The sequence below is a fragment of the Pokkaliibacter sp. MBI-7 genome, from assembly GCF_029846635.1.
In the GTDB taxonomy this organism is placed as follows: Bacteria; Pseudomonadota; Gammaproteobacteria; order Pseudomonadales; family Balneatricaceae; genus Pokkaliibacter.
In genome coordinates this window covers 1571257-1585946 of record NZ_JARVTG010000002.1, presented here as the reverse complement: position 1 = coordinate 1585946, position 14690 = coordinate 1571257, and the positions used below count along the sequence as shown (strand labels likewise).

Sequence of the window (14690 nt, the reverse complement as noted above, 5' to 3'; positions counted from 1 at the left end):
GAGAAGAATGATAATGAGCCAATCCCTGGTTGTTTTAGGCAGCGTCAATGCGGATCACATTCTGCAGGTAGAGCATTTCCCCCGTCCCGGTGAGACCATCCGCGGTCGCGGCTATCAGGTGGTGGCCGGTGGCAAAGGCGCCAATCAGGCCGTTGCCGCCGCGCGTCTGGGTGGTAACGTCAGCTTTATCGCCTGCGTGGGTAACGATGATACCGGCCGCAGCATGCGTGAAGCCTTCGCTCAGGATGGCATGAACATTGATGGCGTCATGGTGGAGAGCGATCTGCCCACCGGCATTGCCATCATCTATATCAACGCCGAAGGCGAGAACTGCATCGGCCTGTCAGAAGAGGCCAATGGCCGTCTGAGTGCTGAACGCATCGAGCCGCATCTGCCGATGATCAAGCAGGCAGGTGCACTGCTGATGCAGCTGGAAACCCCGCTGGATGGCTGCATTCTGGCTGCCCGTACCGCCCGCGAGGCCGGTGTGCGTGTGGTACTGAACCCGGCTCCGGCGCGCAGCCTGCCTGCAGAGCTGCTGAGTCAGGTGGATATGATTACCCCCAACGAGACCGAAGCCGAAGTGCTGACCGGGATCGCCGTCAGGGATCAGGCCTCGGCGGCAGAGGCGGCGGCCAGCCTCCATGCTCTGGGGATTTCGACGGTAGTGATTACCCTGGGTTCGCAGGGTGCCTATATCAGCCAGCGCAGTGACGCCGGAACTGACGGGGCTGTGATAACCGGCTTCAAGGTGCAGGCAGTTGATACCACCGCAGCCGGTGATACCTTCAATGCCGGATTGCTGGTAGCGCTGCTGGAAGGCAAGTCCATGCAGGAAGCGGTGCCTTTTGCTCATGCTGCCGCGGCTATTTCCGTCACTCGTCTGGGTGCGCAGACGTCTATCCCGCGTCGGGCTGAAGTGGATAGCTTCCTGCAGGCCCAGTAAAAAATAGGCTCCAGCATAAAGGTAGCGGCAGGCGCCGTTACCCTTGTGCTGCGCTTCAAGAAGTGTCCTGGCAGGAGTATCTGGCCCCATGGCTACCATCAAGGACGTCGCCAGGCTTGCTGGTGTATCCACCTCCACTGTTTCTCACGTTATCAATCACACCCGTTACGTCAGCGAAGAGATCAGCACGCGCGTGCAGGCTGCTGTCGCTCAGCTCAACTATGCTCCCAGTGCGGTGGCGCGCAGCCTCAAGATCAATACCACCAAGACCTTCGGCATGCTGGTTACCGTCAGCACCAACCCGTTCTTTTCCGAACTGGTGCGCAATGTCGAACACGCCTGTTATCAGCAGGGCTATCACCTGATTCTGTGCAACACCGAAGGCGATGTAGAGCGATTGCAGAGTCATCTTGATCTGTTGTTGCAGCGCCGGGTCGATGGGTTACTGCTGATGTGCACCGAAACCAATCACCATATAGCGGGCTGGTTCGAGCGTTTTGGCTCGGTGCCGACCGTGATCATGGACTGGGGTCCGATTCAGCCGGGAATGGACACCATTCAGGACAGCGCCGAAGAGGGCGGTTATCTGGCCACGCGCCACCTGATTGATGAAGGGCACCGTGATATTGGCTGCCTGACCGGGCCGATGCAGAAGCTGCCCGCGCAGCAGCGCTGGCAGGGCTATCAGCGGGCGATGCAGGAGGCAGATCTGGTGGTCAATCCGCAGTGGGTGCTGGAAGGCAGCTTTGACTGCGACAGTGGCTATCAGGCCATGCTGGCGCTGCTGCAATTGCAGCAACGGCCGACCGCCATGGTCGCTGGCAATGACATGATGGCCATGGGGCTGATCAGTGCTGCTGCTGAACACGGCGTCCGGGTACCGGATGATCTCTCCATCGTGGGCTACGACGATATTCCCTTTGCCCGCTATATGACGCCAGCGCTGACCACCATTCATCAGGACACGGCACGCATTGCTGCCGTTGCGGTACAAACTTTGCTTGAACGGGTACAGGATAAACAGCAGGCAGACCGTACGGTGATGATGAAACCCAGTCTGGTGCAGCGTGCATCGGTACGCCGGTTAAGCCCAACCGTCTGAGCAGTAGTTTTGATCAGTAGTTTCTGAGCAGTGGCGTGACGGCTGCTCAGCCAAAAGACGGGTTTACAGATGCCAGCTGGCAGCGGAAGCTAGGAGTTCTGTCGGATGTGACGCCGGGCTTACTGCGAAAAAGCCGGTCAAGTCTGGCAGGCTCGCAGGAACGTATTCCTGATCTGCTGCGTATCGGCCACTCGGCGTGACTTTTGGCGCACGAGATCAGGGACATGCCCGCGGCAATTAGCACTCAGGACAGTGTCTAACGCTCAGGACAGTGATTAACGCTCAAGACAGTGAGGACTCAATGCAGTTTCAGCTTACCTACGATGCCAAGCAGGACAGGATGTTGTTGCGGGTCAATCTCGGTGACCGTGTGCTGGGGTTCTGGCTCACGCGCCGTTGTTGCCGGATTCTGTGGCAAGTGATTCAGCAGCGTCTCAACACTCAGCTGGTGCCGGGGGTAACCCCGCAGGCGCAGGGCTGGATGAAGCAGATGCAGCACCAGCAGATCGACAAAAAGCTCGATACCACTCCCGAACCGCCCGCGGCTATTGCCGGAGAGGCGATTCTGGTGATGGCCATTCGCCACGGCTCACACAGTGATGGTCGTCATCTCATCGGCCTGTATGACGAGCAGGAGCAGGGCGAAACCTTTGTGCTGTCCGCTGAACTGCTGCACGGGCTGATCAAGATTCTGATGGAGTCAGAAAAGAAAGCAGACTGGGCACTGAATCTGGACTGGGACCAGCAGGGCAGTCCCGCTGCTTCCATGACCCTGCAGTAACCCCAGCCCGCATCTGCCGACATTAACGTGGCAGTGGAATATATTCCTGATCATCGCCAGGGATGGTCGGGAAACGTTGATTGATCCAGTCTTCCCGTGCCTGCTCGATGCGCTCCTTGCGACTGGAAACAAAATTCCAGTTGAGAAAGCGCCGTCCATCCAGCGGCTCGCCCCCCAGCACAATCAGCGTGCTGTCCTGTTCAGCAATCAGGCACAGGCCGTCATGGTCTGCGGCGATGCCCAGATTGAAGGCTTCCACCTTCTCGTCCTGATCGGTGTACACCTCACCCCTGACCACATAAAACGCCAGCTCGCTGTAATCTGCAGGTAGCTGGAACTGGCTGCCTGCCTTCATGGTCAGGGCGGCAAACAGGGTCGGGGCGTAGGTTTTGACCGGAGAGGTCAGGCCCAGAGCGCTACCCATCACCAGATGCAGGTGAATGCCATCACCATTGAATTCAGGCATGGCCGTACTGGGGTAATGCAGGAATTCCGGCTCCATTTCCTCCAGTGGCTTGGGTAGAGCCAGCCACATCTGGATACCTTCTACCGCCGCGTCATCCTGCCGGACATGGGCAGGCATCCGTTCCGAGTGGGTAATGCCTTTGCCCGCCGCCATCAGATTGACCGCGCCCGGCGTGATTTCCTGCACGGTGCCGAGACTATCACGATGCATGATGGCGCCGCTGAACAGGTAGGTCAGGGTGGCCAGACCGATATGCGGGTGAGGGCGCACGTCCCCTTCGGTGGTATCGGGCTGAAAGTGTGCCGGGCCCATATGGTCAAGGAAAACAAAGGGGCCGACACTCTGGCGCACGACGGCGGGCAGCAGGCGGCGGACGGGGAAGCCGATGTCCTTGGCTTTGGGATGAAGCAGGTGCTGTAAGCTGGGCATATCCTGTCCTCCGGTGACACGTTTTAATCGCGGGTTCAGAAGTCGCCGTTGCGGAAATCCGTAACGGCCTGCTCGATCTGTTCTCGGGTGTTCATCACGAACGGCCCCCACTGCGCAATCGGTTCATTCAGTGGACGTCCGGCGATCAGCAGTAACCGTGCTCCTTCCGCCGACTGCAGGCTGATACCCTGGCCGTCGTGGTCACGCATGCGGTTGCCTGACAGTGCCGCCAGACGGCGAGTAGTGACTTTGCGCTGGCTGTCACCGGCCAGCACTTCACCCGAGTAAACATAGATGAAGGCGTTGTGGCTGGCAGGGATAGCCTGCCAATGGGGTTTGCCGGGGGCCAGTTCAATATCCAGATACAGTGGCTCGGTGTCCGGGCGGCTGATGGCACCGGCCACGCCTTCGCTCTCCCCGGCAATCACCCGGATATGGGCACAGGACTCGCTGGTGTATTCAGGAATGGCCGAAGCGGGCAGATCCTGATAACCGGGGTCGATCATTTTCTTGTCACTGGCCAGATTCACCCACAACTGGAAGCCGTGCATCAGGCCGTCTTCCTGCTCGGGAATCTCGGAGTGCAGAATGCCGCGACCGGCCGTCATCCATTGCACGCCACCTGCTGTCAGCAAGCCTTCATTACCGGCGTTATCGCGGTGACGCATACGGCCAGCCAGCATGTAAGTCACGGTTTCAAAACCGCGGTGAGGGTGTTCGGGGAAACCGGCGATGTAGTCATCGGGGTTATCGGAGCGAAATTCATCCAGCATCAGGAAAGGGTCAAGGCGACGTTGCAGCTCCTGAGTCAGCACCCGCTGCAGACGGACGCCTGCGCCGTCGGAAGCCTCCATACCGGCAACGACATGCTCAACTTCGCGGCTTTTTCCGGGGGTGTGGACAGTGGAATTCATGGCATCCTCCTTTTCACTATGGTGTCGATAACGTGGGCATCAGTCACAGCGTGCTTACGTTATTAAGGGAGCAACCCTGCACGGGGCAGGGTTGGCAAGGGGGGATCAGTCAGCCTGACGTTTGTCGATGCTGGGGTAGCTGGCGCCGTGCTGAACCAGCAACAGCAGACCACCGGCGATAGACAGGTTTTTCAGAAAGTTGGTCATCTGCATGGCATCACCGGGGTGGAAGTGGAACAGGAAGCCGGTGACGATGCTGAAGCCTGCCAGAATCAGGGCGATCCAGCGGGTCTGGAAGCCTGCAACCAGTGCCAGACCACCGCCGATTTCCAGCAGAATCACCAGTGGCAACAGGAAGCCCGGTACACCCATGGATTCCATATAACCCTGGGTGCCAGCGTAACCTGCGCCCAGTTTGCCGACACCGGCGATAACGAAGAGAGATGCTAGCAGTACACGAGATACAACGTTGATGGCTGCGTTCATGGTTTGGCTCCTCAATGTTCTGTCATTTCCAGCCAGTGAAGTGCTGGCTGAGTCTTGCAATATTGATGTGGGACATCGGGTTCTGACAGCAGCTGAGCGTTTTAGTTTGCCGGGTCAGTCGCTGTCGATGGAGAAACTATAGGCGAGGGTCCGTTTACGAAAAAGCTGAAAAATTGACACTTGATGTTCAGAAAAACTGACGGCTTTCGGGGGAAGTTGTTTAAAGGAATTGGAATTATGTTGCGGTGCCGTTTAATGCTGGCTTAAGTGTGAGTGGGCCAGCGCGAGCGTAGCGTGCTGGCCGTGATCAGTTCAGACTGCCGGGTTAAGCATGAATGCCCGGCTTGATCACCAGACTGGCGGGCTGACGCTGCAGGATGACTTCGCCTTTTCTGATTGACCAGCGCACATCCTCCTGACGACGAACGACTTCGTAGTCATCACTGCCTGACAGAATGATCAGGTTGGCGGGTTTGCCGACCTCGATGCCATAGCGATCACTGATACCAAGCGCCTTGGCACTGTTGTCGGTAATCAGGCTCAGGGCTTTGGAAATATCCTGATAGCCCATCATCTGGCAGATATGCAGACCGGCATCCAGCACCCGCAGCAGCTTACCGTTGCCGAGGGAATACCAGGGGTCGAACACCGAATCTTCTGCCAGACAGACATTCATACCTGCGGCCAGCAGCTCCTTGACACGGGTGACGCCACGGCGTTTGGGGAAGGTGTCAAAGCGCCCCTGCAGATGGATGCTTTCCGTCGGGCAGGAAACAAAACTGATCCCTGATTTTTTCAGCAGTCTGAACAGTTTGGAGCAATAGGCGTTGTCATAGGAGTGCATGGCCGTGGTGTGACTGGCCGTGACCCGATGGCCCATATCGTTGAACAGCGCCTCGGCGGCCAGCACCTCAAGAAAACGCGAGTTGGGGTCATCGATCTCATCGCAGTGCACATCCACCAGACGATCATACTTTTTCGCCAGCGCGATAACGTGCTTCATCGAGGCTTCACCCAGTTCCCGGGTGTACTCGAAGTGCGGAATACCGCCGACCACATCGGCACCGATTTCCAGTGACTCCTCCATCAGTCTGAGTCCGTTGGGATAGGACAGAATGCCCTCCTGCGGGAAGGCCACCACCTGCAGCTCCACCCTGTCTTTCAGCTCATCACGCAGCTGGCAGAAGGTCTTCATTGCCGTCAGGGACGGGTCAGTGGTGTCCACATGGGTACGGATCACCTGAATGCCGTTCTCCATCAGCAGCTGGATGGTTTTCAGGGCGCGGGTGCGGATGTCCTCCGGCGTCAGCATCGGTTTGCGTTCTGCCCAGCGCTCAATTCCCTCGAACAGCGTGCCGCTCTGGTTCCAGTTCGGCTCACCTGCGGTCAGGGCGGCGTCCAGATGAATATGAGGCTCAACAAAAGGGGCACAGGCCAGATTGCCATCGGCATCGATATCGGTTGCCGCTGCACTGACGGCCGCAGGCTGCACCTCGATGGCAGTGAAGACGCCGTTGTCCATAGACAGGGTGAAGAGTTCGGAGCGATGACGGAGACGGGCGTTGACGATTTTCATGGTGTTTTCCTTATCGTGGTGGCTGGCCGCGGGCGAGCAACCGCAGAACAGAGTGAAAGCAGGGCAAACGTCAGAGCAGGATGGAAGTTAAAAAACATCATGGCACGGGCTCATGAGGGTCCAGCTGATGGGAGTGCAGCAGCATGCGCTCGATCAGCAGGGCGTTATGCAGATTGAGCCGGTGCAGCGGGTCATGCAGTGGCCGGCCAGTGATTTTTTCCAGCGTGGCCAGACGATTACGCAGGGTGTTGCGATGAACACCCAGTGTGGCCGCCGCGTTGATATGGTGCCCGTGGCTGTTGAGATAGCAGGCCAGCGTGGCTTTCAGTTCCTGTGATTCCTTGCTGCGGTTGAAGCACAGGCTGCCCAGAGTCTGGTTGCAGAAATCCAGCAGCAGACGTTTGTCCTGAATGGCGGCAAACAGCCGGGCGACCCCCAGTTCACGATAGTGTACGGGCTGGTTGAGCTGATGATGAATTTCAGCAAAGGTGGCGGCCTCCCGGGCCTGCTGCATGCCTTCGGCGAGGCTGCTGAGCCCCTTGCCTTCATTGGCAATGCCGATCACCAGTGGCATATCGGCCTGTACCTGCTGCAGGGAAGCCAGCAGCTGGGCAACGTCTTCGCTGTCCGGTGACGTCGGCCAGATCAGTTGCCAGTCGTGCAGTTGCCGCAGTACCGGGAAGGGGTTATCACGCAGCTTCAGTCGTTCCGGCAGCAACTCATCGAGAGTTTGCTGCCAGTCTTCACGCTGTTGCCGGTCGCCGCCCTGTGCCAGACGGATCACCATGGCGCACAGTGGCTGCTGCGTCTCGATACCCAGTTCACGGGCGCGCAGATGGATCAGCTCAGGCGCTTCGGCGATACCGGCAATAATGCGACTGAGGAACAGGCGACGGGAGTGGCCGAGCAGGTTGTCCTGCACGATGGCATTGCTGATGATCTCGGTCACGCTGACCATTTTCAGATCATAGGGCTGCTCCAGCAGGGCAAAGCCGTAGTGGTTGGCCAGCTGGATAACGGCGGCGGGAATCTGCCGGATAAACGGCTGACCGGTCAGAATGACCATGCCCGCTACCTGCCGGGCACGGCCCTCTTCAATCAGCTGACACAGGTTGGCACTGTCACGCTGATGGTTGATGCCAGTGATAAATACCAGCTCACCGCCTTCCACCCAGGGCAGGATGGTGTCGTTCTCTGCCACATAGGGCCAGCGCACCACCTGACGGGCACCCTGAAAGCCCGCCCGAAAGCGAATGCTTTCAAGGCCGGGCAGATGCGGGATGTCAGCGCAGGTGATGGGCATGGCGACATGTCCGGGCAGAAGACATCCGGCGGGCTGGGTTTTGACGCTGGTTTATGACGAGGCCTCCGCGGTCAGTGTGCTGCTGGCGGTCAGTTTGACCAGTACGGTGTAGACCACCACCGCCACCACAATGCCTACCAGTGGCGCGATCCAGGGGGAGGTATAGGCGGCGGCTGAAGCGATCACGTAAGCTGCCAGCCCCTGAACATTGAAGGCGGGCAGGGTAACGGACTCCAGACTGGGGTACTGACCCTTATGGCGTACCCAGAAGTCCGCCATGATCACACCACCAATCGGCGGAATGAAGGTACCCAGCAGAATCAGATAGGGGATCAGCATGTCATACATACCGTTGATCGCTAGCACGGTACCGATTGCGGCGCCAGCCAGCGTGACCCACTTGCGGTTGGGAGTACGTAGCAGGTTGCAGCCTGCGACTGCAAAGTTGTAGATGGTGTTGTCCTGAGTAGTCCAGAGATTAAGGAACAGCATCAGTACCGCCAGGGTGACAAAACCCTGTGCCAGCATCACATCGACTACATCCGCCTGCTGATAGACCAGTGAACCAAAGGCACCGGTAAACACCATCAGGCCATTACCGACGAAGAAGGCACCCAGGGTTGCCCAGATGGCTATGGGGCCGGACCTGGCAAAGCGGCTCCAGTTGGTGGCCTGGGTTCCGCCACTGACAAAGGTGCCGAATACCACGGTAATACCGGCGGCCAGCGTCATCGGATCGGCAGGTGTCAGCTCAAACAGTTTGCCCCAGCTGCCGAGGTCTTCTCCCCCCTTGATAAAGCTGATGACGATGAAAATCAGCATGGCCGGTACGGCAAAGCGGGACAGCCACTCCAGACCACGATAACCAATATAGGCGGTAACGCAGAAGCCAAAACCAAAGATCACCATCAGCGGGATTTCCCAGCCCTGAGGCAGGTCAAGGATCTTGATCAGCACGATGGCAATGGTGGCGACACCCCAGGAGTACCAGCCTATCTGGGTGAAGCCGAGGATCATGTCGGCCAGCTTGCTGCCCCATTCACCGAAGCAGAAGCGGCCCATCAGCAGGGTATTCAGCCCGCTGCGGTAAGCGATATAGCCAAGAATGGCGGCGTAGACGCCCAGCAGCAGGTTGCCGATCAGCACCACCCACAGCAGTTCCGAGAAGGTGAAGCCACTGGCCAGTTTGCCACCGGCAAACATGGTAGCGGTGAACAGGGTAAAGCCGACCAGCACCAGCGTGGTGGAGAGCAGACCTTTACGATCAGAATGAGGTACTGCCGAGAGAGGGTAATCCGTTGGAACATCATTGCTCATGAGGAACTCCTTTAAGTACGGCGTTGCAGGTGTGTGCACTGGGTAAGTCGCCAGCGACGCTACGAACGGGATCACGATCGGCTGCTAGCTCGTGAGCACGTTGTGATATCTGAATTACGCTAGCTGTAAAGGCAAACTGCATACCAGTCTGAAACAGTTTTAAACGTAATGGTGCTCAGACAGCCTGTGTTGTGCGATGGCGTGATGAATTCGTCGAGATGGTTGTGCAGTTTGCACAGTGTAGAAGGTGAGAGGCGGGTGAGCCACTGTCGCTTGCTGTGGCGCCAGCAGGGCAGGTGGTGCAGAGTGCACCAGTACGGCGCAGCATTAGCGCAGGATGGGCGCAGGGCGCTGACGGCGGCAGCGTTCTGAACAGTAACGCACCTGCTCCCAGTCTTTTGCCCATTTCTTGCGCCAGCGAAAGGGGCGCAGGCAGCAGGGGCAGACTTTTTCCGGTAAATGGAGTTTCTTATGGGCCATTCGGGTGTTCTCAGGTTCCTTACTTTGGGGGCTCAGAACAGCGACAGCTGCCGCACATCCGCTGCAGACGAAGCCGCATGCCGTTGTGCAGGGCGGCGACGGCTGCCGTGTTTTTCATAGACGCTGCGACTGACTTGCCGGTGCTCACTGTTGTTATGGACCATCGCCAGACGCTGTCTGGCGCGCTGGGCGGCGGCCTCATGATCCACCAGTGGTGGTGGGTAGGTGACGCCCAGCTCAAGGCCATGGCGAAGCAGTTCTGCTCGGGCAATCAGGGCCGGGTGATGGCGCCAGCTGGCAGGCAAACTGGCCAGTTCAGGGCAGAAGCGAGCGATAAAGTGGCCATGTGGATCCTGATCAAGAGACTGTTTGACGGGGTTATAAATACGGTTGGGATTGATGCCGGTCACCCCGGATTGCATCTGTATCTGTGGGTAGTGAATACCGGGCTCGTAGTCGGTGAACAAGGTTGCCAGCAGCGGTGCAGTGCGTTGCCAGGGTAGCCACAGCAGGTAACTGGCATAGCTCATCACCATGGCGCGCATACGAAATGGCAGCCAGCCCGTCTGCCGCAGGCAGCGCATGCAGGCATCAATCATCGGCTGCCCGGTCTGGCCGTGAAACCAGGCTGTGAGGCGCGGCGCCAGCTCACCTTCGCCATCGCGGTTCGCCCCCTCCGCCTGTGCCCGGTACAGCCTGTTCTGTTCGACAAACTCCATGGCCGGTTCGGCTTCCAGCTTCTGCATAAAGTGCGACTGCCAGTGCAGACGGGAGATAAATGCCTGCAGATTGTGCCGATGGCTGGCATCGTCAGCCTGCACCAAAGCGTGCCGGGCACAGGCCATCACCTCTCTGGCAGATAAACTGCCCCAGGCCAGATGAGGGCTAAGACGCGAACTGAAGGTAGCCCCTTGCAGTGGTCTGGCCAGATTTTGCAGGTAACGGTGACTGCGACTGGCAACAAAGGTATCCAGTAGCTGCAGACCCAGACTGCGCCCCCCGCGTTGAATCTGCTCACCGCTGATGCAGGTCATCGCTCGCACGCTGGGGTTCGCAATCAGAAAGTCGCCGCTGTAGCGAAGCAGGCTCAGACCAGCGTGGATGTCGCTGATCTGATCCAGCGGCAGCTGGCGGACGCGTTCAGACATGGGGATGGCCAGTGCTGGCACACCGGTGCAGGTCATATCGAAGAACTGCTGGCTGAATTGCTCGTAGTCATCGCGGTTGATCCCGCCGCGTCTGACGGCATGCTGGGGCACCTCGAACCACTCAAGCCGGTGTTCGCGGCACCACGCCTGCACTTGCCGGTCACGCTGGAAGGTCCAGTCATTGCCGGTTTCCTGATGACTCCACAGGCCCTGAATTGCACAGTGGTGATGCAGCCAGTGCAGTGTGTCAGTGAGGGAGCCGAACGCTACCAGCAATGAAGCCTCAGTGAGACTGCGTGACTGTATCTGTTGTGCCAGTTCGGCCAGACAGTCACGAATAAACAGCCAGTGACGATGGGCCATATCGGGCTGCTGCCAGAGCTCAGGCTCAATGCAGTACAGCAACACCAGAGAGTGGCCGCGCTGCTGGCAGCGCTGTACCGCCTGCTGCAGCGGAGCATGGTCCGTCAGCCGCAGATCGCGCTTGAACCAGACTATTTCACAGCCGTTATCCATCGTTGTCCCCGGGAAAATCTTCTCTTTGCCTATACGGGGTGACGCTGAATCCAGATCTTTCAGCGGGCTGGATCAGACGAATAAAGATGTTTGACAGCCAAATAACAGCAGGTCAATCGAAAGGCATTTGATCGAATTAACGTAATCTGAGCTTTATTCAAAAATGCCCGTGTATCGCTATTGGGTGATGAATGAATAGCGCGACTAATAGATGAATAAACTGAATGGGTTTAGCTGTATTTATATTTTGAACACAATTGAATGTATTCGTTTCAGTTGTAATGGAAAAGAGGGTGCACTTAATTATTTAAGTCTTAGTACGACTTTCAGCAATGTTTCTGCTAATGAGTACAGATTAACGTGTGATACGCCATCTTGCTCAAGCCAACGTTTTCCCTCAGACAGAATAAAGCCAAGAAAAACACCAGCTAGCGAAAGTACTGCCTCTGCCACCTTCTTAACTCCCTATTAGCTGGCTCCGCGATCATTGGCTTGTTAGGCATTGCGCTTGATCCTTACATGAACTTTTACAATGTCCTTGTCTTGCCAATTTCCAGATCTAAACTCAGGGCGAGAACGTAAATTCCCAAGGATGTTTGAAGAAACTGCGAAATTGGTAGCATTCCATTTTTTTGTTTCAACTCGGCCGTCTTTATAAGTCGTCTCTATTTCTGCGAGTTTTGTTACTAAAAGTTCTTGCTTGAAAAGCTCAGGATCTCCGGGATCCAGTGTTATCGGCAGATAATCTGTGCGAGATCTAATTGCCTCTGAAAGCACGCCTTGGCTTTCCTGCTCATCTGATGTTTCTGTTTTGTCATTTACCTGCACACTATTGTCGTAATTTTTATGACAAGGCTGACAAAGAATCAGTATTGATTTCTCTAAAGGGAAATGCTCGTCTTTGAATTGGTCTTCAAATCTTTCAATATCCACGGTTGCTACACTGTTGTAGGTATAATCCTTGAGGATCAAATCTATTATTTCATTCCTATTTCGTCCATGCACATGAGCAGACTCTAGATTTTCCTTTGAACCACAATGCTCACAAGCGGACACTTCAGCTTTATGGCTTTTGGTAAATTGCTGCACTAGGTTTCTCAACCTCGGACCTATATATCTACGGAATTCTTTGTGGGTTCCTACGAATGATGCCATTTTTATTGCCTAATGCCGCGTTCACCGGCCTGTCCGGTGCAACGCTTTGTTAAATTACGGATTTCGAAGTCCTCGGATTAAATGACAAACCAAGCTTTTCTTTAAGGTACGAGTTTAAACAAAAAATTTCTATTTTATGAGCTTTTCTTGGGTTGTCTAAAAAGTAGCGGGTATAATCATCTTCTGAATCGGGCGATATGATTTGCATCTTACGTTCTTCATTATTTATATCCTTCAATACCTCATCATGTTTTATGCCGGTATCCCAGCACACAATGCTGTGGATATTTTCAAAGGAATGATTAAATCCTTTCGATAGGGTTCTTTTAAATTCAACGTAGAATAATTTTGCGCTTGAAATTGGTGTATTTTTATCCCCTTTTGCAATGACATCAATTCCTTCATGTGTATCATAATCAACAACATAAAAGGGAAATAGATCTGCTTCAAGCTGAGACAGTATAAGAAATAGCGAAAATACACCGCTCTCCCGTTCAGGCTCTACTAATGTGACGCCTTTGTGAACAGCTATATTGGATTTATTAACTTTATTAATGCGCCAATCAAAATTTTTCTTTTCTTTTTCTACTGTCTGATACGCCTGCGCTTCCTCTTCAAGCCACTCCATTGACGTCCATTCATCACTCTTTACAATTCCGTCATATATTTTTCTTACCTCTTCCTTTAGGTCTTGCAATATTTCAGTCGGGGTATTATCGACCGATCCTCTGTTTGCCGTAAGTCGCAAATCTTGGCAGTTTATGAATGCGTGAAATTTTGTATATTCAGAACCCTTAAAAGTAATCCATTCATTTTTTCTTTGAATAGGCATATAGTCTTTGCACACCCACAATCCATAACGCTCCTGTATTGTGTAAGCACCTTCTGGTGCTGTGTATCCTGGGCGCCTAAGCATTGTATTGTATCCATACCTGACGTATTTTCCTTCAAGGCTGAATATGGCCTCGTATGTTATTTCTGGGAAATTTTTGAGAACACCTGTCTTTATAATTTTCTTGGAATAGTGATCTGGTGCTCTAACCATATGCTCATCCAGAAGCCTACTTATATCTTTGCTATTTTCTGGAAAAAAATGACCCTGATCAATTTCTTCAAGCTCGCTCGCCCCTAAACCCTGCAGTAAAAGTTTTACTTCTTTTGTTTCTGTGTCGAAATGCTTTTCGATTGATCCATGTTTTGTAAACCAATTTATGTAGTCCTTTAAAATTTGATGAGTAAATTTATCTCGGCGATTATTGTTGTACCCATATATTGTTATTTCTGTCCCTTTAGGGATTCCTGATTGTGGCGTGACTTGGACTATTGGTATTTGCCTGTCAAAAAGCTTTCTAAATGGCTCGTCCATAACTGCCAAAAACCCGTTATCCCCAGTTGAGGTCCTCACCTCAATCCGACGGCTATTAAAATATACTTTTGTACCGTGTCCTTTCTCCCCAATTGCTTCAACATTTCCGCGACGAGTGGAATTCCCCAGATCGAAGAAATTCTGAAGCTGATCCCCGCTCATTCCTGTACCGTTATCAGCTAGAACAATCTTGAGAACGGATTCTCCGTATTGCTTGACAACATCGAAAATAACTCGAATTTCAGTTGCTTTAGCGTCATAAGCATTACTAATAGCCTCTCTAACCAAATCCAAAGGATTCGAAAAGTCGTTGGCTATTTCAATAAACTCTTGAGTCTCATCGACCTTTGGTGTGATCGTATAGGATTCCATTTTTTCTCCATAAGTCATGGTTCGGATACAAGTAATTTAACAGTGTGTTAATGAGGTCTTCGACCTTATAACAATTATTAAAAGGTATACCTTTTAACAAATTTTCTCTTAAAAGCATTCGCGTAAGACTTTGTTTTTAAGAGAAAAGTGAATTAGCTAACACAAAAGTGAGTAACTAAAAGGTATTTAAATCAGAAACACATCATCCAAAAGGTATACCTTCTTCCAAATTTTTCAAGGGCGAAATACTCAGCATGGTGACGCCCTCCATTTCTCATACCTGTCCAGAAAACATGATGGTACATCGATACAGTAAGCGAACCCTTGATGCCT

At 54.2% G+C, this 14690-nt stretch carries 13 protein-coding genes; 3 read left to right on the top strand and 10 right to left on the bottom strand.

Going from position 1 to position 14690, the window contains the following annotated elements; genetic code table 11:
• The first annotated feature begins 13 nt into the window (after positions 1-13).
• From rbsK to QCD60_RS26910, 3 genes are all read left to right on the top strand, one after another.
• Complete coding sequence (gene rbsK, locus QCD60_RS26920; RefSeq protein ID WP_104152225.1) at positions 14-946, top strand: ribokinase; 933 nt, start codon at positions 14-16, stop codon at positions 944-946.
• Between the two features lie 88 nt (positions 947-1034).
• Entirely contained in the window at positions 1035-2048 is a 1014-nt protein-coding gene (locus QCD60_RS26915) for a substrate-binding domain-containing protein (RefSeq protein WP_279790052.1), read from the top strand.
• Between the two features lie 301 nt (positions 2049-2349).
• Positions 2350-2829 carry a hypothetical protein gene (locus QCD60_RS26910; RefSeq protein ID WP_104152223.1) on the top strand — a complete coding sequence of 160 codons (480 nt, stop codon included), beginning with the start codon at positions 2350-2352 and terminating at the stop codon, positions 2827-2829.
• Positions 2830-2851: 22 nt separating this feature from the next.
• Here QCD60_RS26910 and QCD60_RS26905 read toward each other — a convergent pair whose 3' ends face one another.
• The 10 genes from QCD60_RS26905 to QCD60_RS26860 form a co-directional block, all read right to left on the bottom strand.
• A complete protein-coding gene (locus QCD60_RS26905) occupies positions 2852-3724 on the bottom strand; it encodes a pirin family protein (protein WP_279790050.1) in 873 nt (290 codons plus the stop codon).
• 35 nt (positions 3725-3759) lie between these two features.
• Positions 3760-4638 (bottom strand): pirin family protein, encoded by an 879-nt coding sequence (locus QCD60_RS26900; protein ID WP_279790048.1) that lies wholly within the window; start codon positions 4636-4638, stop codon positions 3760-3762.
• 105 nt (positions 4639-4743) lie between these two features.
• Positions 4744-5124, bottom strand: a complete 381-nt coding sequence (locus tag QCD60_RS26895; protein WP_279790046.1) for a DoxX family protein — start codon at positions 5122-5124, stop codon at positions 4744-4746.
• Positions 5125-5449: 325 nt separating this feature from the next.
• Positions 5450-6700, bottom strand: coding sequence for a cytosine deaminase (codA, locus tag QCD60_RS26890; RefSeq protein ID WP_279790044.1), 1251 nt, complete (start codon positions 6698-6700; stop codon positions 5450-5452).
• A gap of 97 nt (positions 6701-6797) precedes the next feature.
• On the bottom strand, positions 6798-8003 hold the full coding sequence (locus QCD60_RS26885; protein WP_279790042.1) for a PucR family transcriptional regulator: 1206 nt from the start codon (positions 8001-8003) through the stop codon (positions 6798-6800).
• Positions 8004-8054: 51 nt separating this feature from the next.
• Entirely contained in the window at positions 8055-9320 is a 1266-nt protein-coding gene (gene codB / locus QCD60_RS26880; protein ID WP_279790040.1) for a cytosine permease, read from the bottom strand.
• Positions 9321-9647: 327 nt separating this feature from the next.
• Positions 9648-9800, bottom strand: a complete 153-nt coding sequence (locus QCD60_RS26875; RefSeq protein WP_279790038.1) for a DUF2256 domain-containing protein — start codon at positions 9798-9800, stop codon at positions 9648-9650.
• Positions 9801-9832: 32 nt separating this feature from the next.
• Complete coding sequence (locus tag QCD60_RS26870) at positions 9833-11464, bottom strand: FAD-binding domain-containing protein (RefSeq protein WP_279790036.1); 1632 nt, start codon at positions 11462-11464, stop codon at positions 9833-9835.
• A gap of 495 nt (positions 11465-11959) precedes the next feature.
• Positions 11960-12553 carry a hypothetical protein gene (locus QCD60_RS26865; RefSeq protein WP_279790034.1) on the bottom strand — a complete coding sequence of 198 codons (594 nt, stop codon included), beginning with the start codon at positions 12551-12553 and terminating at the stop codon, positions 11960-11962.
• 115 nt (positions 12554-12668) lie between these two features.
• A complete protein-coding gene (locus tag QCD60_RS26860; RefSeq protein WP_279790032.1) occupies positions 12669-14357 on the bottom strand; it encodes an ATP-binding protein in 1689 nt (562 codons plus the stop codon).
• Between the last annotated feature and the right edge of the window lie 333 nt (positions 14358-14690).

What these genes read in the sequence shown, in the direction of transcription:
- rbsK (WP_104152225.1), top strand. Translation starts at nt 14, where the DNA reads ATGAGCCAATCCCTGGTTGTTTTAGGCAGCGTCAATGCGGATCACATT.
- QCD60_RS26915 (WP_279790052.1), top strand. Translation starts at nt 1,035, where the DNA reads ATGGCTACCATCAAGGACGTCGCCAGGCTTGCTGGTGTATCCACCTCC.
- codA (WP_279790044.1), bottom strand. Translation starts at nt 6,700, where the DNA reads ATGAAAATCGTCAACGCCCGTCTCCGTCATCGCTCCGAACTCTTCACC.
- QCD60_RS26885 (WP_279790042.1), bottom strand. Translation starts at nt 8,003, where the DNA reads ATGCCCATCACCTGCGCTGACATCCCGCATCTGCCCGGCCTTGAAAGC.
- QCD60_RS26910 (WP_104152223.1), top strand. Translation starts at nt 2,350, where the DNA reads ATGCAGTTTCAGCTTACCTACGATGCCAAGCAGGACAGGATGTTGTTG.
- QCD60_RS26875 (WP_279790038.1), bottom strand. Translation starts at nt 9,800, where the DNA reads ATGGCCCATAAGAAACTCCATTTACCGGAAAAAGTCTGCCCCTGCTGC.
- QCD60_RS26900 (WP_279790048.1), bottom strand. Translation starts at nt 4,638, where the DNA reads ATGAATTCCACTGTCCACACCCCCGGAAAAAGCCGCGAAGTTGAGCAT.
- codB (WP_279790040.1), bottom strand. Translation starts at nt 9,320, where the DNA reads ATGAGCAATGATGTTCCAACGGATTACCCTCTCTCGGCAGTACCTCAT.
- QCD60_RS26895 (WP_279790046.1), bottom strand. Translation starts at nt 5,124, where the DNA reads ATGAACGCAGCCATCAACGTTGTATCTCGTGTACTGCTAGCATCTCTC.
- QCD60_RS26905 (WP_279790050.1), bottom strand. Translation starts at nt 3,724, where the DNA reads ATGCCCAGCTTACAGCACCTGCTTCATCCCAAAGCCAAGGACATCGGC.
- QCD60_RS26860 (WP_279790032.1), bottom strand. Translation starts at nt 14,357, where the DNA reads ATGGAATCCTATACGATCACACCAAAGGTCGATGAGACTCAAGAGTTT.
- QCD60_RS26870 (WP_279790036.1), bottom strand. Translation starts at nt 11,464, where the DNA reads ATGGATAACGGCTGTGAAATAGTCTGGTTCAAGCGCGATCTGCGGCTG.